25 protein-coding genes are annotated in these 20,923 nt (G+C 59.9%); 17 read left to right on the forward strand and 8 right to left on the reverse strand.

The genetic code is table 11. The annotated features are described in order from the left end of the window. Positions 1–253 precede the first annotated feature (253 nt). Positions 254–1,630: a cytochrome P450 gene (locus tag V9G17_10365; GenBank protein MEI2752998.1), complete on the forward strand. Its 1,377-nt coding sequence runs from the start codon at positions 254–256 to the stop codon at positions 1,628–1,630. 100 nt (positions 1,631–1,730) lie between these two features. On the opposite strand, the gene V9G17_10370 is transcribed toward V9G17_10365, so the two are convergent. From V9G17_10370 to V9G17_10380, 3 genes are all read right to left on the reverse strand, one after another. Further along, positions 1,731–2,192, reverse strand: coding sequence for a flagellar basal body-associated FliL family protein (locus V9G17_10370; protein ID MEI2752999.1), 462 nt, complete (start codon positions 2,190–2,192; stop codon positions 1,731–1,733). Between the two features lie 438 nt (positions 2,193–2,630). Further along, entirely contained in the window at positions 2,631–4,166 is a 1,536-nt protein-coding gene (locus V9G17_10375; protein MEI2753000.1) for a hypothetical protein, read from the reverse strand. Between the two features lie 348 nt (positions 4,167–4,514). Further along, on the reverse strand, positions 4,515–5,432 hold the full coding sequence (locus V9G17_10380) for a cobalamin B12-binding domain-containing protein (GenBank protein MEI2753001.1): 918 nt from the start codon (positions 5,430–5,432) through the stop codon (positions 4,515–4,517). Between the two features lie 138 nt (positions 5,433–5,570). Between V9G17_10380 and V9G17_10385 the strand changes: the two genes are divergently transcribed. The 15 genes from V9G17_10385 to pyrE all read left to right on the forward strand — a co-directional run bounded on the left by V9G17_10385 (position 5,571) and on the right by pyrE (position 15,370). Beyond that, positions 5,571–5,819, forward strand: a complete 249-nt coding sequence (locus V9G17_10385) for a hypothetical protein (protein ID MEI2753002.1) — start codon at positions 5,571–5,573, stop codon at positions 5,817–5,819. A gap of 104 nt (positions 5,820–5,923) precedes the next feature. Continuing rightward, positions 5,924–6,886, forward strand: coding sequence for an SUMF1/EgtB/PvdO family nonheme iron enzyme (locus tag V9G17_10390; GenBank protein MEI2753003.1), 963 nt, complete (start codon positions 5,924–5,926; stop codon positions 6,884–6,886). Positions 6,887–7,075: 189 nt separating this feature from the next. Beyond that, positions 7,076–7,444 carry a hypothetical protein gene (locus tag V9G17_10395; GenBank protein MEI2753004.1) on the forward strand — a complete coding sequence of 123 codons (369 nt, stop codon included), beginning with the start codon at positions 7,076–7,078 and terminating at the stop codon, positions 7,442–7,444. Positions 7,445–7,482: 38 nt separating this feature from the next. Continuing rightward, positions 7,483–8,271: a formylglycine-generating enzyme family protein gene (locus tag V9G17_10400; protein ID MEI2753005.1), complete on the forward strand. Its 789-nt coding sequence runs from the start codon at positions 7,483–7,485 to the stop codon at positions 8,269–8,271. Positions 8,272–8,450: 179 nt separating this feature from the next. Beyond that, positions 8,451–8,582, forward strand: coding sequence for a hypothetical protein (locus V9G17_10405; GenBank protein ID MEI2753006.1), 132 nt, complete (start codon positions 8,451–8,453; stop codon positions 8,580–8,582). Between the two features lie 92 nt (positions 8,583–8,674). Further along, the gene (locus tag V9G17_10410; GenBank protein MEI2753007.1) at positions 8,675–9,034 is read left to right on the forward strand and encodes a hypothetical protein; all 360 of its coding nucleotides are present in this window, start codon (positions 8,675–8,677) and stop codon (positions 9,032–9,034) included. Between the two features lie 32 nt (positions 9,035–9,066). Then, positions 9,067–10,005, forward strand: coding sequence for a TIGR01777 family oxidoreductase (locus V9G17_10415; GenBank protein ID MEI2753008.1), 939 nt, complete (start codon positions 9,067–9,069; stop codon positions 10,003–10,005). Next, complete coding sequence (locus V9G17_10420) at positions 9,981–10,463, forward strand: DUF4149 domain-containing protein (GenBank protein MEI2753009.1); 483 nt, start codon at positions 9,981–9,983, stop codon at positions 10,461–10,463. Before V9G17_10415 ends, V9G17_10420 begins: the two co-directional genes overlap by 25 nt. A gap of 22 nt (positions 10,464–10,485) precedes the next feature. Beyond that, complete coding sequence (locus V9G17_10425) at positions 10,486–10,968, forward strand: PDZ domain-containing protein (GenBank protein MEI2753010.1); 483 nt, start codon at positions 10,486–10,488, stop codon at positions 10,966–10,968. Positions 10,969–10,998: 30 nt separating this feature from the next. Next, on the forward strand, positions 10,999–11,124 hold the full coding sequence (locus V9G17_10430; GenBank protein ID MEI2753011.1) for a hypothetical protein: 126 nt from the start codon (positions 10,999–11,001) through the stop codon (positions 11,122–11,124). Between the two features lie 49 nt (positions 11,125–11,173). Further along, positions 11,174–11,605 (forward strand): hypothetical protein, encoded by a 432-nt coding sequence (locus tag V9G17_10435; GenBank protein ID MEI2753012.1) that lies wholly within the window; start codon positions 11,174–11,176, stop codon positions 11,603–11,605. Continuing rightward, entirely contained in the window at positions 11,602–13,047 is a 1,446-nt protein-coding gene (locus V9G17_10440; GenBank protein MEI2753013.1) for a deoxyribodipyrimidine photo-lyase, read from the forward strand. The genes V9G17_10435 and V9G17_10440 overlap by 4 nt, the downstream gene beginning before the upstream one ends. Continuing rightward, a complete protein-coding gene (locus V9G17_10445) occupies positions 13,044–13,997 on the forward strand; it encodes a DUF523 and DUF1722 domain-containing protein (GenBank protein ID MEI2753014.1) in 954 nt (317 codons plus the stop codon). The genes V9G17_10440 and V9G17_10445 overlap by 4 nt, the downstream gene beginning before the upstream one ends. Positions 13,998–14,089: 92 nt before the next feature. After that, entirely contained in the window at positions 14,090–14,599 is a 510-nt protein-coding gene (locus V9G17_10450) for a CbiX/SirB N-terminal domain-containing protein (GenBank protein MEI2753015.1), read from the forward strand. Between the two features lie 195 nt (positions 14,600–14,794). Further along, entirely contained in the window at positions 14,795–15,370 is a 576-nt protein-coding gene (gene pyrE, locus V9G17_10455; GenBank protein MEI2753016.1) for an orotate phosphoribosyltransferase, read from the forward strand. Position 15,371: 1 nt separating this feature from the next. On the opposite strand, the gene V9G17_10460 is transcribed toward pyrE, so the two are convergent. Next, positions 15,372–15,683, reverse strand: coding sequence for a hypothetical protein (locus tag V9G17_10460; protein ID MEI2753017.1), 312 nt, complete (start codon positions 15,681–15,683; stop codon positions 15,372–15,374). A 63-nt stretch (positions 15,684–15,746) separates the two neighbouring features. Between V9G17_10460 and V9G17_10465 the strand changes: the two genes are divergently transcribed. Beyond that, complete coding sequence (locus tag V9G17_10465; GenBank protein ID MEI2753018.1) at positions 15,747–16,172, forward strand: rhodanese-like domain-containing protein; 426 nt, start codon at positions 15,747–15,749, stop codon at positions 16,170–16,172. A gap of 6 nt (positions 16,173–16,178) precedes the next feature. On the opposite strand, the gene V9G17_10470 is transcribed toward V9G17_10465, so the two are convergent. The 4 genes from V9G17_10470 to V9G17_10485 all read right to left on the reverse strand — a co-directional run bounded on the left by V9G17_10470 (position 16,179) and on the right by V9G17_10485 (position 20,866). Continuing rightward, entirely contained in the window at positions 16,179–17,108 is a 930-nt protein-coding gene (locus V9G17_10470) for a phosphodiester glycosidase family protein (protein ID MEI2753019.1), read from the reverse strand. A gap of 130 nt (positions 17,109–17,238) precedes the next feature. Continuing rightward, positions 17,239–18,876, reverse strand: coding sequence for a response regulator (locus V9G17_10475; GenBank protein ID MEI2753020.1), 1,638 nt, complete (start codon positions 18,874–18,876; stop codon positions 17,239–17,241). A 32-nt stretch (positions 18,877–18,908) separates the two neighbouring features. Further along, positions 18,909–19,376 (reverse strand): response regulator, encoded by a 468-nt coding sequence (locus V9G17_10480; GenBank protein MEI2753021.1) that lies wholly within the window; start codon positions 19,374–19,376, stop codon positions 18,909–18,911. Next, the gene (locus tag V9G17_10485) at positions 19,373–20,866 is read right to left on the reverse strand and encodes an ATP-binding protein (protein ID MEI2753022.1); all 1,494 of its coding nucleotides are present in this window, start codon (positions 20,864–20,866) and stop codon (positions 19,373–19,375) included. The genes V9G17_10480 and V9G17_10485 overlap by 4 nt, the downstream gene beginning before the upstream one ends. Between the last annotated feature and the right edge of the window lie 57 nt (positions 20,867–20,923).

Genomic DNA, 20,923 nt, shown 5'->3' on the forward strand with positions numbered 1-20,923 from the left:
GCTACAAGCATAAGCGGTAGCGGTGGGCTCCCCGTACCATACCTCTATGGTCGTGGCCGGTAAGAGGCTGACGCTGTGGCAGACGCAGCTGAGTCGGCGGAAGGCTTTGAATGCCGTGCCGCCGCAGGCCATGTAGCCCTGTTGATTCGGCCCTACCACTTTTCACGTTAAGTTTGTAGGATGCCGCGCAGTCCGTGCGAGATTTCATTCTGGGCGCGTCCAACAATCAACCCACGCACCTCACTGAATGCCTGTGGATGTGAAGTCATCTCCTGCGCTGATCGATGTGCCCGGCGGCGAATTTCTCCTCGGCCACCTGCGTGCGTTCAGGCGGCAACCGCTGGCGGCGATGTTACAGTGGTGGCGCCGGTACGGCGATGCGCTGCGCTTTCGGCTCGGCCCCAAGACGCTGTATCTCTTCAGTCATCCTGATCTCGCGGAAGAGATTCTCGTCCATCAGGCCGATCGTTTCGTGAAGGTCTATGAGCCGCAGCGTCCCACCGGCCTTGCGTTGGTCCTCGGTAACGGATTGGTGACCAGTTCGGGCGAAGTCTGGAAGCGGCACCGACGTATCATCCAGCCGGTCTTTCATCGCACCCGCATGGCGGCGATAGCTGAGCGTATGGCGCAGGTGGGGGAGCAGCGTCTCGCAGGCTGGACGGCCCACGCGGGACGGTCGGTCGATATCGCCGATGAAATGATGCGGCTGGCTCTTGAGGTCATTTCTCACACGATGTTTCACACGGACGTGGCAGATCAGATCGACCACATCAGTCATGCGCTGCGGGTAAGCCTGAAGTATGCGTTCGATTCGTTTCACCGTCTCGTGCGGGTGCCTCTGTGGGTGCCGACGCCGCGCAACCGTCAGTTTCGTCTCGCTCTGCAGTACATGGACACGCTGATCTATGGATTGATCGCTGAGCGACGCCGTACCGGCGCGCAGCACGACGACCTCCTTGATCTACTCCTCAGAGCCCGCGACGAGGACACGGGTGCTGGGTTGAGCGATCAGGAACTGCGAGATGAAGCGCTGACCATCTTTGCGGCCGGACACGAGACCACCGCCAATGCCCTTGCCTGGACCTGGTACCTGCTCGCCACCCATCCGGAGGTCGCGGCGCGTTTTCACGACGAGATAGACCGGGTGCTGCAGGGGCGAAGGCCCACCGCCGACGATCTTTCCCAGCTCCCGTATACCCGTGCGGTCTTCGATGAAGCGGTTCGTTTATTTCCTCCGGTGCCGGCGGTCCAGCGCAAGGCCGCCACCAGCACGAGTATCGGCGGGTTCTCCCTGCCTGCCGGAGCGATTGTTCTGGTGGGAATTTATCACCTGCATCGGCACCCGGCCTTCTGGCGAGATCCTGAGCGATTCATGCCGGAGCGATGGGTGGATGGTGAACGGCCGGCTGCCCGCGGCGCGTATTTGCCGTTCGGCGCAGGGGCGCGAGCCTGCGTGGGTACGCACTTCGCGACGGTGGAAGGGCCGCTGCTCCTGGCGCTGATCGGCCGCCGCTACGAGTTGCAGCTTGCGCAGGAAGACGTCGAGCCTGAGATCGTGGTGACCCTACGCCCGAAACATGGCATCCGGATGACCATCCAGCCACGACATCGGCCGCTCCAGTCCGCCTAAAGCGAGCGGGACTTTCAGCCGGCCAGGCTGTCTCTGTTTTTTAGAAGCGTGAGGGATGGAAGGCCGATCCGGCAGCCGTCGTATTGCTTGCGGAAGCGGTTCAGTAGCTGACCGGGATCATCAACCAATTGGTGATGTAGACGTTCCGGACCTGCCCTTCGGGAAGCAACTTGTTGATGGCGCGTTGAATGTCGGCTCGCAGGGCCGGCAGCTGCCCGGCTGTGCGCAGGTCGCTGGCGGCATAGGAGTGAATGATTTCCATGACCTGGCGATCGATGGTGTCGTGACGGGCCTGGATCAATCCAGCGGTGCCCGAGCGGTCGAGTTCCAGGGACAGATTCACTTGCACCTGATAGTATCGTTGGCCATCATCGACGGGTGCGACAACAGGCGGCAGATTGAGGGTCACACCGGGTTGCATCTGTGAAGAGTCCGGTGTAGCCGTCTGCAAGGAAAACGTGTGCGGCATCAGATCCGTAGCGGAAATGCCCGCGAGATAGCCCACGAGCACCAGGATGCCGGAGATGCTGAGGAACAAGACAATGCTGATTCGAGTGGTCATGTGTCGTAGGTAGGTGTCAAACGGCTCGGTGTTTAACGCGCCGCGTTCTTGCCCAGCGTATACCCGGGCTACAACGGCATCCTGAATAACAGTAGCAGTTCTTTCGAGATTGTCACCAGGTGGTTATCATCGGTTTGCACCAGGAAATTCCTAGGGCTGCCGGTTGTTGCCGGTTAGTGTGGTTAGGCGAGACTCACAGAGGTTCGTGGGCATCCTATGGCTATTATGTGGCATTTACGAGGACGGGAAGGGGATGAGAAGGGAGTGTGCAACGGATCCCAGGGCGATTTCTGTCGGAAGAATCCTGCGGGAGACCGTCACCCTCTCGCGTTCCATCACGGTGTTGCACTCCACCTTCATGAGGTCGGCCGTTTCACCGGGAACCTCGCTTCTAACTGAACGCGCGTCACCGCCCGCCCTCGTAGGTCCCAAGCTTTGTTACTGGCGTGTGTAGCTGAGTTTGAGATGGTAGAAGGCGCCGAATTGTTGGAGAACAGTGGCGGTGAGGCGACTGTTGCCGTCGACCACCGAGGCCGTATCGCCGACACCATACGGTGCTTCAAATAAATAGCCTTGCTCAAGGCTTGAACTGTCGATCTTCGGATGCACCACGACCGGTGAGTGACCGGTTGGGACTGTCGAATTCACGCTGTACACCAGCACTCCCTCACGCGGGCGTCCGTTCGGGGCGTCTTCCCTGGGTTGCGCCAATTCCACCACGAAGACTTTGCTCGGGCTCTGAGGGTCGTCGATGGGCACGACAACCATCGAGATCCCGTACCGGCTTGATAGAGGGCTCAGGGTGATGTATCGCTCCTGCGGACTCTCGCTGAGGTAGATGGTTCTCGACGTGTCGAGCCACCCGTTCTTGTGGCGATGCCAGCCCAAGAAGGTGGTGCAGTGAAAAATGTCCGACATGATGTCCCAGCAACCCGCGCGAGAGGTGTCGACGCCTGCGCCGTATGGATACAGGTCGGGCAGGCCCATTAAATGGCTGACCTCATGCACGAGATTGATGTAGCTGTTGCGGTAGCTATCCTGGCCGAACGTCACGGCAAGGCGGATTTCTCCACTGGCCGATGACGCCCCCTGCCCGGGCCTTGCATTAAATGCCGGAGAATCTGGAAATCCTGCGTTCGGCGGGGCCACGATCAACACGAACTGATAGGTCGAAAAATCGAGTTCCCCGGCGAACAATGCGGCGGCGTCCGCAATGTATTGCCGATGAGACGTGAAGTCGTGCCAATTGTAGTTGCTGGAGGATTGCGCGAGCCGTCGCCACCCGAGGTGATCCAAGATGTCTACCGTCAGTGCGAAGGTGCCATGGCTCTGGTCATGAAACAGCCGCTGTGCTTGGCCGTTTCCCAGCAGATGGGTTGCCTGGTCGACGGGAACGCAAGCTCCAGCCGGTGCATCCGGAAAGTCCACGAAGAGCATCACGGCCTTCAAGTGGCCGACAGGGCGCGCGTAGAACGCAAAATCGGTACAGCCTTCAGGGCAATAGACGTCCGGCGCGGGTGTGAGGTCAGGAATCGCTGCCTGCTCAGGAATGGGCGTGAGTTTGGTGAGGCTCCACTGTGGATGTCGCGGGCGACCGCGGGCCTGCCGTGTGGTGACTACGGCCTGTTTCCGTAGGCGGAGGCAGGTTTGTGACCCGCAGAGATCGTTCATAAGCGCGTAGGTTCCCGATGTATTGGCGTGTAGGTTCCAGGACTGGCCGGCCGAGAGGGTGGTTGGGCTGAGGGATACGAGGCCCTGGTTGTCCAGGGTCAGGCTCAATCCGTCGCCCAGGTAGGCGGTGTGAAGTGCGTAACGGTTATCGGCGATCGGAGTCAGTTTCCAGTATTGCCCGCTCGATTCGGCAGGCTCCGCGAGCGTGACGTGACCGGACCCGTCCGGGGAGACGTCCAGAGCCTGTTCTCTTCCCGCGATGCGCGTCGTGAGTCGGTAGTAGTGGGTATGGTCGAAGCTCATAGCCTTGACGTGTGTTGATGTGCGCGTGATACCCCTACGATACATGAAACTAGGCCGTTGAGGAACAAGGGACAGATTAACCGGCCTGCCCCATGATTGGGCGTAGGGGGAAGCGAGCGTCGAACGATTTGAAAACTCGCATCGAGTGGGATGGAGCGGTGGCAGGCGCCTCCTGAACCAGTCCTGTTGCGGCCGGTTAGCCAGGGCCGGTTCCTCGCCAGCCACGCGTAGGCCTTCTAGGGGGGGAGCGATCGAGGGGCGGCGACTGACGTGAGACAGAAGTCTTAGGCCGACCGCTTCCCGGATCGCACGGAAGACCTCGAGTCCGATGATGACGGTGTCTCCCCGTCAGCCCGGAATCGTAAACCGCCTGGTGAATCGCTCCAGTATCTCGTCCAGCCCACTGAAGCGTTCCAGAACATCAATGTGGGATTGCGCGAACTGATTGCGCATCGCGCGGGCCCCGTGGCCACCGGCCACGACCGTGGTGATGGGTGTCAATTCTTCCGCGAGTGCTCGAATCAACTCGGTTGCGCTGTCTTCCTGGAGCACGAGGGTCAATGAAAGTATGGTCAGATCCGGGGTGACTTCTCGGCAGAGTCTGCTGAGGGAGGCGATCGGCACGTTTGATCCTAAGTAGTAGACGCGGCAGCCACGCACGCGGCATCGGTACGCGACTGCTAACGCGGCAATATCATGCTCCTCCCCGGGCGGGCAGGCCACGACGACTTTCGCGCCGAATTCCGCCACAGGCAATTGATTCATGGCGGCATACAGTTTTTGGTGAATTTGACCCGTGACGTAATGTTCGACGGCGATACTGATGCGCCCGCTGTGCCAGAGATCCCCCACTTGTTCCTGCAGGGGAAGCAAAATTCCGTGGAGTGCCTCCTCGAATGGCACGACCGCGACCGCGCCGTTCAAGCGTTTCTCGAAGGTGACGCGGTCGAGTGGTTCCAGTGCCGAGAGCAATTCCCGTAAGAGCCGGTCGAACGTATTGTCTACCACGGCGGTGCGCGGCGTCTCCGCGCGCAGCCGGGTGATCAATTCCTCACGGCCCAGCTTGGCGAGATCGCCGATTGAAGCGCCCGCGTCCAGTTGATGCTTCAGATAGCGCAACAGCGCAACATCTTCATCCGAATAATTGCGATAACGGTTCGCCCCTCGCGTCGGCTTTAGCAGGTCAAACCGACGTTCCCAGACCCGAATCACATCTCGACTCAGGCCGGTGAGTTTCGCAACTCTATGAATTCTATGGGTATTCATTGGTGTGTCCAAGTATATGGATGTGTCCAATGTTTGTCAAATATTTATTTAAATTAACCATTGACACGTTGGACACAAATGGTTAAACATTGGACATAGCAGTTGCAAACATTGGACATGAGCATGTGAGGGGTGATCATGGCAACCACGAAGACGACGGAAGGAATTGCGGGATTGAGTGAAGGCCGAAGCCAGATCCTGGCTTCCCGGCAAGAGGCGAATTGCATGCGATGCGGCGGCTTGATGGTTCGTGATTTCTGCACGGACCTGCTGAGTGGGGCCAGCGGGTTCAATTGCACCACGTCGCGTTGCGTGCAATGCGGTGATGTCGTGGATCCGGTCATTCGCTGGAACCGGTACCTGCAGCAAGCCGCCGGTGCAGCGTGAGAAATCGGGCGGTCGCAGCCGGCTGTGCCGGGCCAGGTCGCTGTTTAGCAAGCATCATGACCCCACCGGGTTTGTGCGGGGGTTCTCAACCAAGGAGGTTTCTCATGCGGAGGCACACAGGTCTACAAATTGGAATAGGAGCGGTGCTCGTGGCCGGGTCCATGTCGATGGCGGTGTCGGCGAGGGCAGCCGGTGACTCCAAAGACATGGTCCTCATTCCGAGCGGTGAGTTCACCATGGGTAGTCACGAACATTCCGATGAGGTGAGGCATCAGGTGGTGATCGATGCGTATCTGGTCGACAAGTTTGAGGCGTCGAATGCGCGGTACAAGGAGTTCATGCGGGCCACCGGTCATCCGGCGCCAGCCTACTGGGACGACCCCCGGCTCAGCAAGCCTGAGCAACCGGTGGTCGGAGTGAGTTGGACGGATGCCAATGCGTTTTGTAAGTGGGACGGCAAGCGACTGCCCACTGAGGCGGAATGGGAGAAGGCCGCCAAGGGGCCGGAGGGAGACAACCATTATCCGTGGGGACATCACCTCGATCCCAAGAAAGCGAACTATGGACAGAATGTGGGTCACACCACAGCGGTCGATTCCTATCCAGAGGGTGTGAGCGGGTACGGCCTGTACAACATGGCCGGCAATGTCTTCGAGTGGGTCGAGGATTGGTACGATCCGAAATATTACCGGACCAGCAACGCGTTGAATCCCCGTGGCGCTGAGAAGGGGTACAACTTTGCGAATCAAGGCCCGGTGAAAGTCCTGCGCGGTGGTTCGTGGCTGGCCCCGGAAACGTCGTTACATACCAGCCATCGGTTCTGGAATCAGCCCGAGAACAATTCCTACGGTGTCGGGCTGGGGTTCCGTTGCGCGAAGTCGGCGAGCGTGGTGTCCGACGAAGCCGCTCAAGCCGGGCGTGATGCGTTTATCCAGGCCCTCGTAGGCATGGGAGCGGAGAAGAACGCCGATGCTCTCGTCTCCATCGAGAAAGCCCTGGCGGTGGACCCCGACAACAAAGAGTATCTGGCCACTCGCGAGCTCATTAAGAAGAGTCTGAAGAAGTAGTACAGAACCGTGGAGGAGGCGGGTGGCCGTCTCCTTCCACGGCCCTCAGGGGCAGAAGGTGTGGAATGAAGATAACAGGGACTGTCGTCAGCCGGGCTTCATCCTGGGCATGGCCGTTTATTGAACGATCGATGACGCAACGGTGAGCGCACAGGGCGGGCCCGCTCGATACCCGAGGGAGGCAGAGGTATGACGTACAGCACGATGATCACCCTGATCGGCGGATTTACCGCACTCTTGATGACGGTGGACCTCCAAGCCGGTCCGATCGATGTCAGCCGCCACCCCCATCCGGAGAAACTCCAGCTGGTGCATGAGGCGGAACACAGCGTGGACCATGCGTGGGAAGTGTATCACCGTGCGGCCTTGGGGGGCACCGTGGCATCACCTGACCTGCAGGCCAACATCGAGCAGCATCTGCATGAAGCCCGAACCCTGCTGACACAGGCGCAAGAAGCAGCCGACCAGGGAGACAGGGGCAAGGTAGAACGGCTGGTCGGTGAGATCAAGATTCATACGGTCCAGGCAATCGCGGGGAGCAAGGAGCAGAAGAAATGACTCAAGGTTTGAGCAGGAGAGGAACCAGGTGGAGATGCATGAGCCTGTTCGTGACGGCAGCCTGTGCGGTCGCCCTGACACCTGCGCTCGCGGCGCCGACTCTCAAGGAGCTTGATCCGGTTCCGATGGTGATCGTTCCGGGCGGACCGTTTCTGATGGGCAGTGAGAGTCCCACGGGGCGAGCCGACGAGTGGCCGCAGCGTTCGGTGCATGTCGATACGTTCGCCATCGATCACGTGGAAGTGACCAATGAGCGCTACATGGCGTTCGTCGCCACCACCGGCCATCGCAGCCCGCCGAACCCCTATGGCACGGGAGTTTTGGTGTCGGCCAAGGGCATCGAGCAGCTACCGGTCGTGCAGGTGACGTGGTACGACGCCAAGGCCTACTGTGCGTGGGCCAAGAAACGACTGCCCACCGAAGCGGAGTGGGAGAAGGCTGCGCGCGGCACCGATGGCAGGATGTTTCCATGGGGGAACAAAACTCCAGACCCGACTCAAGCGAACTTTGACCGAGAATGGATCGACGACAAGACATTGTACGCCGTCGGTTCGTTGTCCGGAGGAGCCTCGCCCTACGGCATTCAGGATATGTCCGGCAATGCACGGGAATGGGTGCAGGATTGGTACGCCCCCGACTATTACGCAAATGCTCCCGACAAGAACCCACAGGGCCCCGACAAGGGGATTGTCCGGGTGATCCGTGGCGGTTCCTGGCATAGCCCTTTGTCGGATATCACCGCGACGGCACGGGGACGCGGAGGATTCGCGCTGCAGACGCACGGCACCGGATTCCGGTGTGTTCGGGGTGGAGAGTCGGCGAAGTGAGCAACGGACATGTGAGAGGGAGTGAGGTCGGTTTGAAGCAGAGGGAGAGGAGGTACCGCGCCTCCGCACGCGGCCTCCCGTTGAGGTGGGCGGGTTCTTCCTTCGGAGGAATCCGTCCCCTCAGCGAACCATCGAATGGCGGATGACGATCAGCCAGGCGGAATAACAGGGAGGCCTTCATGACTCAGGTCATCGCATATGGCATCGCGGCGATTGTGGTGAGTATCGGGGCGGCACTGTTGGTCAGACCGCGGCGTGCTGCCTATGTGGTGGTGCGGGCGGCTCGATCGGAAAGGCCACGGGTGCGGTAGGTCGATGGGTAGACACTGGAATGGGAGCCGTCGCATGCAGTGGGCTCCATGTCGTTCGCGGGCGTCCATTTTTACTCCGGTCGGGGGTTCCAATGGAAACACATGGGACACCAGAATCCGTCTCCACTCCGCAGCCCGGGCATCAGATCTGTCCGCGTTGCGGAGGATTGTTGTTGACGCAGCACTATATCGATTTGCTTGATGATACCGGTCAGATCGATATTACGGCATGGCACTGCACGATGTGCGGCGAGGTGCTCGACCCGGTCATTCTGAAGAATCGCCGGAGCCCGCCGCCGAATCTGTTGTACGGCACGAAGCAGCGGAAGTTCAGCCAGCGTGTGACGGCCGCGTCGGACAGCAGGCCTGTGAAACAGTCATCAGATGATCGGGCCCCGGATGAGAGCGACGAGGAGTCAGTTGATCAGGCTGACGGGGATGGGGCAACGTAGCCGTGGACTGTGAGAGACGGGAGGGCGGACGGATGAAGATCATCGTCACCGGCGGAACAGGATTCATCGGCCATGCGTTGGTCGATGTGTTGGCGCGGAAGGGACATGAGGTGGTGGTGCTCAGCCGCAAGGCCGGTCACGCCCCGCAGTCTTCCGTCCGGTTTGTCGAATGGGATGCGCACTCCGCCGGATCCTGGCAGTCTGATGTGGTGACGGCAGAGGTCGTGATCAATCTTGCCGGTGCGCCGATCGCCGAGGGGCGATGGACGGATGCCCGCAAACGGATTCTGGTGGAGAGCCGGGTTCGGTCGACCAGACTCATGGTGGACGCATTGGCCGGACGGTCCGCGCCCCTTCCCCTGTTGGTCAGCGCCTCTGGCATCGGATATTACGGTCCCAACGACGACCGGCTTCTGGATGAGGCTTCCCCGGTCGGGCAAGGATTCCTGGCTGAGCTGTCTGCCGCATGGGAAGCGGAGGCCTTGCGCGCGAGTCAGTTCGGGACGCGGGTCGTGCTGTTGAGAACCGGGATGGTGCTCGAACAGGACGGTGGGGCGCTGCCGAAGATGTGGCTGCCGTTTCAGCTTTTTGCCGGAGGGCCGATTCTGCCCGGCACGCAGTGGGTGTCATGGATTCACCGGGCGGATCTTATCGGACTCATTCAATGGGCCATCGCGACGGCGACGCTCTCAGGACCTGTGAATGCGGTGGCGCCTGAGGCGGTTATGATGAAGACATTCTGTGCCACAGTCGGCAAGGTGCTCCACCGTCCCTCGTGGCTTCCGGTTCCCGGTTTCGCGTTACAGTTGGCACTGGGTGAGTTGGGGAGCTTGATGACCACCGGTCAACGTGTCGATCCGGCCAAGGCGAGGGCCGGGGGATATCCCTTTCTCTACCCAACACTGGAGCCGGCTTTGCGGGCGATCGTCAACGAGGAGGATCAGGCATGTCTGCCCTCATCGACTCGGTGATGCAGTATCTGCAGGCACTGGCCGTTGCTGTTCTGGTCGGCAAGGTCGTACTGCTGTCGTTCGTTGTGGCGCCGATTCTGGCCAGGAACCTGGATCAGGACGCTTTCGGGAAAGTCGTTCGCCGGCTCTTTCCTGCCTACTATCTGCTCGGCATGGGAGCCGCTGTGGTAGGACTGTTGTCGGCCACCGTGCTCGGGAGCACAGGTGGATGGACTGTGCCGGTGCTGATTGTATTGTGCACCTGGCTGGTCATTCTCGCGGCGGAATCCTATTGCCGGTCGCCTCTGACTCCGCAGAGTAATGCGATGCGTGATCGATTGAAGGCGCAGGAGCAGCAGGGGGCCGTCGATGCGGCGTTGAAGCAGGCCTGGGACCGCCTGCACCAACGGTCGCTCTATCTGAACTCGCTGGTGTTGCTGGCGGGATTGTGTCTCGTGGGTGTGGCTCGTCAATTATGATTGTCATAAAGGGAGATGGACTATGAAGAAGCACATCGATACCTCCGCGTACCTGATCGCAGGGTTTTTGAGCCTCTGCCTGATCCCCTCGCCTGCCGCCACCGGCACGGCCTGGGCTGCCGACGGACATGAGAAGTCAGAGGCGCCGGCACCCACGTTCAGTTTGGAATCCACGATTCCGGATGGCGTGATCGGCGTGTCGCTGCACGTCGGGGCGGAGCGCGTGGGTGAGACCGCCGTGCTGTATATCGCGCATGTGTTGCCGGATGGACCAGCCCAGCAGGCCGGACTTAAGCAGGGAGACGAGGTGATGACCGTAGATGGTGTGGCGGTGACCGGCAAAACCTATGAGCAAGTGGCCCTCATGGTTCGAGGAGAGCCCGGCTCGGTGGTGAAGCTGGGGGTCAAGAGCGAGGGTGGCCCGCACGAGGTCTCCGTGACTCGCGTATCGGGCCAGAGTTTGTACAAGGGACAAATGGGGTCACACGGCGGTTCGGGCCGATAGGTGGTATGTGACGGCCTTCTGGCGAGGGACATGAATCAAACCAGTGTGTGGCTGAACAAGGCCACGCCCGATCGGCTCCGGCTGGAGCAGGCGCAGTGGCGGCGCACCCCTGCCAACGAATGGTGGCGGGCGATGTCGGATACCTGGATCCAATGAATACACACGAACTCCACGGAGTCTGTCCGCAAGGAAGGAGTGTCAGCACATGATCGGACGCGCGACTTCACGAGGCCTCGACATCAAACTCTTCGGAGCGCTGTTTCTGCTGGTGGGGTTGATCGATCTGTTGATCATCGAATGGTTCCCCGCTTATGCGCTCAAACTGTTCGGCGTCACGATCGCCGGTCCGCTGGCCTACCTGGTCAAGCTACATTCCCCGGCCGTGCATCTCCTGATCGGCTATGGGTTTCTCTTTCTACGTCCGTGGGCCTGGGGGTTGGCCATGGCCTATGGAGGCTTCGGCCTCACCAGCGAATTGATGAATCAGGTTCAATTCGGCTTCCATCCGTTGCGTGCGGGCTTCATGGCGACCACGGCTCTGTTTCTCTGGTATGTGGCCTGGCGGCGGACTCTGTTCGTCGATGCTGTTCCTCCGGCACAGCGACTGGCTCCTTCCTCTCCCGAGGTTCCCTCATGAAGGGGTTGGTGTGGTTGCGTCGAGATCTGCGACTCCGTGACAACCCCGCGCTGTCGGCGGCGTGCAAGGAATGTCAGGAGATCGTACCGTTGTTCGTATTCGACGCACCCTTGTTGCATTCGCACGCGTTCGGCTCCGCCTCTGTCGGGTTCATGTTGGGGTGTCTGGAGGAGTTAAGACGGTCTCTCGTCGCGCACGGTATCGCCCTCGCTTGGCGGTCAGGCGATCCGGTCGACTCGGTGATGCAGGCGGCGGCAGAGCTCAAGGTCGATGCGGTGTATTGGAATCGGGACTATGAACCGGCGGCGCTGGAGCGGGATCGCAGGGTTCAGCAGCGATTGGCGCAGCAGGGCCGGACGGTCAGAACGTTCAAGGATCATGTCGTATTCGAGACAGAAGAGGTGCGCGGGCTGACCGGAGATCCGTTTCAGCGCTACAGTGCCTATCGCGACCGGTGGTGGGTGAAGTGGCGGGCCGCTGCCCCGCCGCTGCTGGCCATTCCGTCGTTCCCGCGGGCCGACAAGGCGACCGCTCCTGAGTCGCGGGAATTGCCTTCGCTGGCGGATCTCGGGTATGAGTCGGTGCCGATGTGGATCGAACCGGGTGAGCAGGCTGCGCATGCCAGACTGCAGTGGTTCTTGCGAGGCCCGGTTCATCACTATGTGACCGGCAGAAATCTTCCGGCGATCGACGGCACGTCGAAGTTGTCTCCTCATCTGCGCTTCGGGACGATCTCCGCTCGCACCTTGGTGCATGCCGCCCTCAACGCACTTGCGAAAGGCGGCGCGGTGTCGCGCGCGGATGTCTTCACCTGGATTGATGAACTGGTCTGGCGGGAATTTTTTCAGCACGTCCTCAGCTCGTTTCCCCACGTGGCTCACGGGCCGTTCAAGGTCAAACCGGGACTGCCCGAGCCTAGGCCTGCAGGGCCCGAGCGCGATCGGTTCTTTGCCGCCTGGTCTCAGGGACTGACAGGCTACCCGATTGTGGATGCCGGTATGCGCCAATTGAACCAGACGGGCTGGATGCACAATCGCGTGCGAATGGTGGTGGCCTCGTTTCTGGTGAAGGACCTGCGGATCGATTGGCAGAGCGGAGAGCGCTATTTCATGGAGCGGCTCGTGGACGGTGACTTGGCCGCCAACAATGGCAATTGGCAATGGTGCGCCTCCACGGGGACGGACGCGATGCAGGGCTACAGGATTTTTAATCCGAGAATCCAAAGCGAAAAGTTCGACGCCGAGGGGGAATATCTTCGTCGCTACGTTCCTGAGCTGAAGCACGTGCCCACGAAATGGATTCATGAGCCGCATCTCATGCCGCCGTTGGAACAGGTGCAGGCCGGATGCCGCATCGGATCGGATTATCCGGAGCCGATCGTGGACCATCGACAAGCGCGCCAGGAATATCTGGATCTCGGAAAGGCGCCGGTGAAGGCATGATGACCACTCCGCTTCGCCTGGGCATCAGTCGGTGTCTGCTTGGCGAAGAGGTCCGCTTCGACGGGGGGCACAAGCGAGACCTGTTTCTGACCGATGTGCTGGGCCGTTATGTTGAGTGGGTGCCGGTTTGTCCGGAAGTCGAAGCCGGACTCGGGACGCCGCGCGAAGCGATGCGACTTATCGGCAGTCCGCAACAGCCGCGGCTGGTGACCATCAAGACCGGGCAGGACCACACGCGAGCTTTGGAGGCAATGGCGGCGAGACGCCTGGAGAATCTCGACGGGATGGATCTCTCCGGGTTTGTGTTGAAGAAAGACTCGCCGAGTTGCGGGGTGGAGCGGGTTCGTACGTACAACGAGCATGGAATGCCGGGCAGAAAGGGTGTGGGATTGTTCGCGCGGGCCTTTCTGGCGAAGTTCCCCCTGATTCCGGTGGAGGAAGAAGGGCGTCTGTGTGATCCGCTGCTGCGGGAAAACTTCATTGAGCGGGTGTTCTGTTATCGTCGTTGGCAGGATCTGAGGCAACGCGGTGTCACTAGGCAAGCATTGGTGCGGTTTCATACGATCCACAAATATCTGCTCCTGGCCCATAGCGCTCCGCACTATCGTCAGCTTGGACGGTTGGTGGCACAGGTCACGGAGTATCGGCCGAAGGAGCTCGCCGTGCGGTATGGCGAACTGTTCATGCAGGCCCTCGCGGCCAAGGCGACGGTGCGAAAACATGTGAATGTGCTCCAGCACATCCTGGGCCATTTCAAGGAACGGCTCGATACGCAGGAGAAGGCCGAGCTGTTGAGCGTCATCGGGGACTATCACCAGGGACTCACGCCGCTGATTGTTCCGCTGACCTTGATCAAACACTATGTCCAGATCTTTGATGTCGCATACATTCGCGACCAGGTGTATCTGACTCCGCATCCGAAGGAGTTGATGCTCCGCAACCATGTCTAGACAGGGAGCGACTAGGCCGTCAGGAGTATCTGGATTCCACGGTGTCGATGTGAGTGCATAGAGGTGTGAATTTCAATCAGAGGAGCGATGATATGGCAACAGTGCGACAAGGTGTGATTCTCGTCGGGCATGGCGGCATCCCAAAAGGGTGCCCGCAGGATTTGGTGACGAAATTAAAGCGGCTGGAGGGACAGCGGCGCGCGGCGAAACAGCCGGCCTCGGCCGAAGAGCTTGAATTGGATGCCAAGATCCGCCAGTGGCCGAGGAATGCCGACACGGATCCGTATCAGGCCGGGCTGGAAGCGGTCGCTGCGCAATTGCGCGCGAATCTGGGCGAGGTGTTGTTCGCCGTGGCCTATAACGAGTTTTGCGCGCCCACGCTGGAAGCATCGGTTGATCAGCTCGTCAAACAGGGAGCGACCCGCATTACGGTGGCGACTACGATGTTCACTCCGGGCGGCTCGCATTCGGAAATCGAGATTCCGGAAATTCTTGAGCATCTTCGACCGCAGTATCCCGGAGTCGAACTCCGTTATGCCTGGCCGTTTGATTTGGCCCTGGTTGCAGGCACGCTGGCCGAGCAGGTGCGGCGATTTTCCTAGTTCGCACCAAACGGCTCATTGTTCGGGAGGACGGAGGGAATGTGGGTTAGGTGTGGGTCGGACTCTGGGGGCATCAGTGAATGACCGATTTCATCTGGGCGGTGACCCGTGTAAAATCAGCTCCCATTCTGGAGGAACCCACACAGCCGCAGTGGCTTGACGATGCTGGGGCTCCAAGGGAGTAGAGGATGTGCCATGTTGCATGATGACCTTGTCGCCGCGTTTCAGAAGACCCAGTCGTTTAAGTGGGATCCGACAGGCGGATTCAAACTCGCATCCGGGCTGATGAGTCCATTTTACGTGGATTGTCGCACTCTGATGGCGTTCCCCCACGCCAGGCATCTGGTCGCACAACGGGCCTGGGAGGTGACCAAGGAACTCGAAGTGGATTGCCTTGGGGGCTTGGAGATCGGGGCGATCTCGATTGCGACGACGATCTCGGACTTTGCCTATCTCGCGACGCCTCGCCGTGAGTGGCGGACTTTTTTTGTGAGGAAGCAGCCCAAGGACCATGGGTTGGGCAGGTTGGTGGAGGGTGTCGTGCAGGTGGGAGACCGGGCCCTCATCGTCGATGATGTGTTGACCAGCGGAGGATCTGTCCTTAAGGCCATCACGGCCGCGCGTGACGCGGGGTTGAAGGTGACCGACGCGTTGGTCATCGTCGATCGGAAAGAACAGGATGGCCGTGCCCGCATCGAAGCCACCGGCGTGAGAGTGCTGAGCCTCCTGACGATCGACGATCTGACGAAGGGGCAGCGTCGCTCGTCCTAGTTCATTTACACTGAAATTGAATGCCCCAACGACGCTCTTCGACGATGTCGTTCGCGCCTGCGATGGGACTCGCTTGACGCAGTCGTCCTTTGGTTTCTCCTTCGCGTACACTCGTCCAGCCGCCCGGGCATTTCTCTTCCATGAGGTGTACGGCTTCCTTTCGGAACGACGATAGGAGGTTTCCCTGTTCGGCGCGATAGGGGTAGACGACCACGCCGCCGTTGTCGACCTCTTTGACCAGGATGGCCCCTTCCCCGCAGCCGGAGGCCGTCAGGACGAGGGACAGAACACTCACTCTTGACCAGCTTTTCATAGGGCTCCTATCATAGACCGTACGTCAGATAACCTGCTTGGCATGACTAAAGGAGCGGTAACCATGAGATATCTGAGCGGTCTTCTCTGCCTGGGAGTGCTGTGTGGCCTTCTCTTGGAGGGGCCTCAGGCCACCTTCGCGCATCATTCCTATACGTTGACGGTGCAGCAACTGCGAGCCGGTTTGCTGAAGGCCTCTTCGACGGAGGCGAAGGGATTCCTGTTGGTCGATGTGCGCTCGCCTGAGGAGCATGCCTCCGGCATGATTCCGGGGACCGATCGAAACATCGACTTCCGTGAGATCCAGGCGCGGCATCGGGAACTTGGCGCGGCCCTGGGCGACCATATTGTCGTGTATTGCCAGTCCGGCCATCGCAGCAACATTGCCGCTGAAACGTTGGCCGATTTGGGCTACACGCACGTCTACAATGTCGTAGGCAGCATGAATGCCTGGATGGAGGCTGGGTTTCCCGTCTCGCCTGCTCGCTAGGTCTGGTCATCGGTCGCGTGATGAGCTGGCGGTGTTTGGGGACGGGAGGCTGCGCGTCGGTGCCCGTGGGCTGATGCCGATGACGGTTGGTAGTGGAATATGCACACCAATGTTGCCCGCCAGAAGTGATCGCCATGTGGCTTGTGTGGTGGTTTCCTGGGCGGCGTGGAGCAGATCTGGGCTCGCAATGACATCGGACGAAGCGCCCCCGTCCATGGCCATTGCCTGCTGAATCGACGGCAGTTGCCGATGCAGACAGTCGGCCAGGTGATGCAGTGAGACGACATCCGCTGTCTTGATGACGAGAATGGCGCCCTCCCCATCTTCGGCCACCACGGTTTGAAACGCCCGTTTCCCACTGTCCCGAACCCGGAGCTTTCCTGTCCTGTCGAACAGCATCAGGGATTGCGCCGCTTCCCGGTAGAGCGGAGCCTCTTCTGCAAACCCGTCGAAGGCCAGGTCCAGCACGCGGGCTTTCCGGAGTTTCCCGTCGATCGGTTCAGCCGCGAACAGCCCTTGCCACGAATGATGTTTCTTGCTGCCGAGTGAACGCCCGTTTTTCAGCAAGACACCCAGGTACGAATAATCTTCGCGAAACAGGCCTGCGTTAAACAGCACGTAGGCATCGGTGCGTTGCTGCCAGTCGTGAATGGAGAGCGGGGCGCGGAGGCCTTCATCGCGATACTGATAGATGGTAAATCGAAACCGTTCAGGATCGATCTGCAGCATGAGAAGGGACGGAACCTGAGGGCAGGCGTCGATGGGGCTCCAGAACGCCACGTGCATGCCCGTGACCAATCGTTCCCATGGGACCCCGGTGGTGGCAGCGGTGGCGGTCTGGGGTCCGTTGCCGATGGAAAGGGCTATCAGGCTCCAGAATAAGAGCGCCAGCCGGTAAACGGGTCGCGGGCTCTGTGTGCGGCTGTCATTCATCATATCCCCGTACGCGGTACCTTCTCGACGTCGGGCCGTGCAGGCGCTATATCATGGGACCTCAGTATAAAAAGGATGGGCCCAGGGGGTCAAATTCGTCGAGCTCTCTGCCGGTGTGGTATGGCGAGATGTGTCAGGATGCTCGCGCGTTGCGTGGAGCCTGGTCTGGTGTGGAGGGGTGTTGCGCATTGACCGTGCCGGGCGCAGAGGAGTCGAGCAAGGCGCGAACTGTGCGCAGGAGCACATCCGGGGTGAAGGGCTTTTGGAGAAATGTCGTACGGTGGGGGTTCATGCCCCTATTCACGGAGATATCGTCCAGGTACCCCGACATGAACAGCACTCGAAGATTCGGCTTAATCACGCACAGGTGTTGCGCGAGTTCGCGACCGTTCATCCCCGGCATCGCCACGTCGGTGAGCAGGAGGTCCACATGGTAACTCTGTTGTGTGGCCGTGAGACAGGCTTCGACTCCATTCTTGGCCTCCAGCACCTGATAGCCGGTTTTAAGCAGTTCGTGACGGACCAGGTCGCGCACCCCGGTATCGTCCTCGACGAGAAGAATGGTTTCCGATCCCTGGCGCAGGTGGCCCTGAGGGGCCGTGGTGTCCGTCGCCGCCGCTTGCGGGTTCACGCGTGGGAAATACAGGTCAAAGGTGGTGCCATGTCCGACCTGGCTCCACACATCAATGCCGCCTCCGCAGGTCGTGACGATACCGAAGACGGTGGACAGGCCCAGTCCGGTGCCGTTGGGCTCTTCCTTGGTGGTAAAAAATGGTTCGAATAAATGGGAGAGGACGTCGGCATCCATGCCGCACCCGGTATCGGTGACGGTCAATTTCACATATTGTCCCAATGGGAGTGGATGAAGATGATGCACCGGGGTCCGTGTGAGTTCCGTTTGCGACGTTTCAATCGCCAGTAGGCCTCCGTTCGGCATGGCATCCCGCGCATTTACGACCAGATTTATGAGGACCTGTTCCAGTTGGCCGAGGTCGGCGTTCACGTGGCCGTCATAGGGGTCTGGGCGGATGACCAGTTGGATATCTTCACCGATGAGTCGCTGGAGCATGCCGTCTACATTGCCGACGACTGAGTTGAACGACAGGGTTTTTGGTTCCACCTCCTGCTTCCGGCTGAAGGCCATGAGTTGGCGAATGAGGCTTGCGGCGCGTCCGCCGGCTTTCTGCATCTCTTCGATCTTGGTGCGCATGGGATTGTCGGGATGCAATTCTCCCAGGAGGACCTGGCTATGCCCCATGATGACCGTCAACAGATTGTTGAAATCATGGGCGAGTCCTCCCGCGAGCCGCCCGACGGCTTCCATCTTCTGGGCCTGACGAAACTGCTTTTCGCTCACACTCAGCGCGTCTTGCGCCCGTCTGCGTTCCAGCCGTTCGTCGAGTTCACGCAGGGTTCGCTTGATGGAGGGGCCCAGACGTCCAAGGCGCTGCTTGGAGATGTAGTCGGTGGCTCCCCGCTGCATCATGTCGATGGCGAATTCTTCCCCTTGGGTGCTGGAGACAAAGAGGAACGGCATGTCCGGATGCAGGGTTCGCGTGTGCGAGAGGGCGGCGGCGCCGTCGAAACCAGGGACCGCGGTGTCGGCGAGAATGAGACTGAACCCCTCCTGGCGGAGGGCTGCCAGAAACTCCTCCCGCGTCTGCACGCGCTTCAACTGGCACGGAATGTCGGCATCTTTGAGGGTCGTGGCGATGAGCTCCGCATCGGCGGAGTTGGTCTCGAGATGGATGATGCGCAGTGGCTGAGACATCGTGTGTACCGAGAACAGGGTGCCTGTCAGGGTTACGTTGATCGGCTGGTTGCGCGGCTTGCCGCTTCGGGAGGGGGCTCGTTGATCATCCCCCAGAACACACCGAGTTCCTTCACGGCCTTGAGGAACTGGTGAAACTCGACCGGTTTCACCACATAGGCGTTTGCGCCCAAGGCATAACTTTCCACCAGGTCCCGCTCTTCGCGGGAGGAGGTGAGCATGACGACTGGGATCGGTTTTAGGGCCGCGTCGTTCTTGATCGTGCGCAAGACCTCCAGTCCGTCGACTTTCGGCATTTTCAAATCGAGCAGGACGACGGCTGGATTGCCTTGAAGACGAGTCTTGAAATGGCCGCGGCAGTAGAGGTAGTCCAACACCTCCGCGCCGTCATGACAGAGAATGACTTTGTCGGCAAGGTGATGTTCCTCCATTGCCGCCAGTGCCAGTTCCGCGTCGCGTGGATTATCTTCCGCCAGTAAAATGGGTTTGGTGAGAGTCATGCCGATGTCCTTGCCATCGGGAGGCTGACGTAAAAGGTTGCGCCTTCGCCGAGCGCACCTTCTGCCCAGGCTTTCCCGCCATGTCGGTGAATGATGCGTCGGACATTGGCTAGCCCGATGCCCGTTCCCTCGAACTCATCCGCTCGATGGAGTCGCTGAAAGACGCCGAACAATTTGTTGGCGTAGCGCATATCAAATCCTACCCCATTATCGCGCACGAATAACACCGCTTCTTCCTGCCCGCTTTCCCGGCTTCCGATCTCAATGGTGGCCTGTGGACGCGTGCCGGTAAACTTTATTGCATTGGCCACGAGATTCGTAAACACCTGCCGTAACATGGCTGCGTCGCCCGTGACTTCAGGGAGTTGATCGATTGTCCATGAGATTGTCCGATCTTGCAAGTCATGTCGCAGATCGTGCAGCACGGACGTGATCAATTGATTGAGGTTGACCGTCCCGTGCAACATTTCCTGTCGGCCCATGCGGGAAAACACTAACAGATCGTCGATGAGTTGTCCCATTTTGGTGGCTGATTCAGAAATCGTCAGGAGATACCGTTTGGCCTTGTCGTCGAGGGAGATGGACGCCGCTTTCGTGAGCAGTGACGCGTAGCCGTCGATATGCCGCAGCGGTGCGCGCAAATCGTGTGACACAGAGTAACTGAACGCTTCGAGTTCCTTGTTAGCTGCCTCCAGGAGTTCTCCCCGTCGATGAAGTTCCTCCGCGATTCGACGTCGGGCGGTAATGTCATGACGAATCAGGTAATACACCGCTGCCAGGAGCACAAAGAGCAGGAGGGCGCCGATGATCAGAAGGATGATGCTGGAGCGCGTGGTCGTGGTGGATTCGATCACCCGTTGTGCGAGGGCCTTGGTCTCGTCCTGTTCCATCTGAGCCTGGAGCCGACGCGCAGAGTCGAGCGCGGTTCTGGCGACACCGGCCAAGGCCATCGTCCGTACCGATTCAAATCCCGTGTCGTTTCTCAAGTCGATGGCGGCGCGTTCTTCCCGCAATTGCTGTGCAATCAACTGCTCGAGCTGCGCGACGCGTCCACGCTGGATACTGCCCGCCTCCGTGAGGTCCCTTAGGTACCCGATGTACTCCGGTGCACGTTCCCGCAACGTATTGTAGGCGGCCAGGTAGCTCTCGTCACCGGTGACGAGAAACCGCCGGTGGCCGTTCTCGGCGTCGTCGATGGATTCTCCCGTTGCGGCTAAGGACTGGATGAACTCATGACTCAGTTGATCGTGGTGACCGTTGCGGATCAACACCGTCATGTTGCGATACGATATGGCGGAAATCACCAGGATGCCCGCAAACACGAGTCCGAAGCCAGCCAGGACGCGCTGTTCAATGGACCGTTTCTGAAATGCCAGCACCCACGGGAGAAGAAACGAGAGGCGGGTGAGTATGCGCTGGCTCCAAGGAGGGGCGGGAAGGACGCACTCGACGTCTGCGTCGACGACCTGTTGGGGTTTCGGTTCGTCCATGCCCATAGGAAATCCACGCGGATGAATGAAGCGGGGCTGCTCAGGGTATCGGTGCCT

This window comes from Nitrospira sp. (assembly GCA_037045225.1).
GTDB lineage: Bacteria > Nitrospirota > Nitrospiria > Nitrospirales > Nitrospiraceae > Nitrospira_A.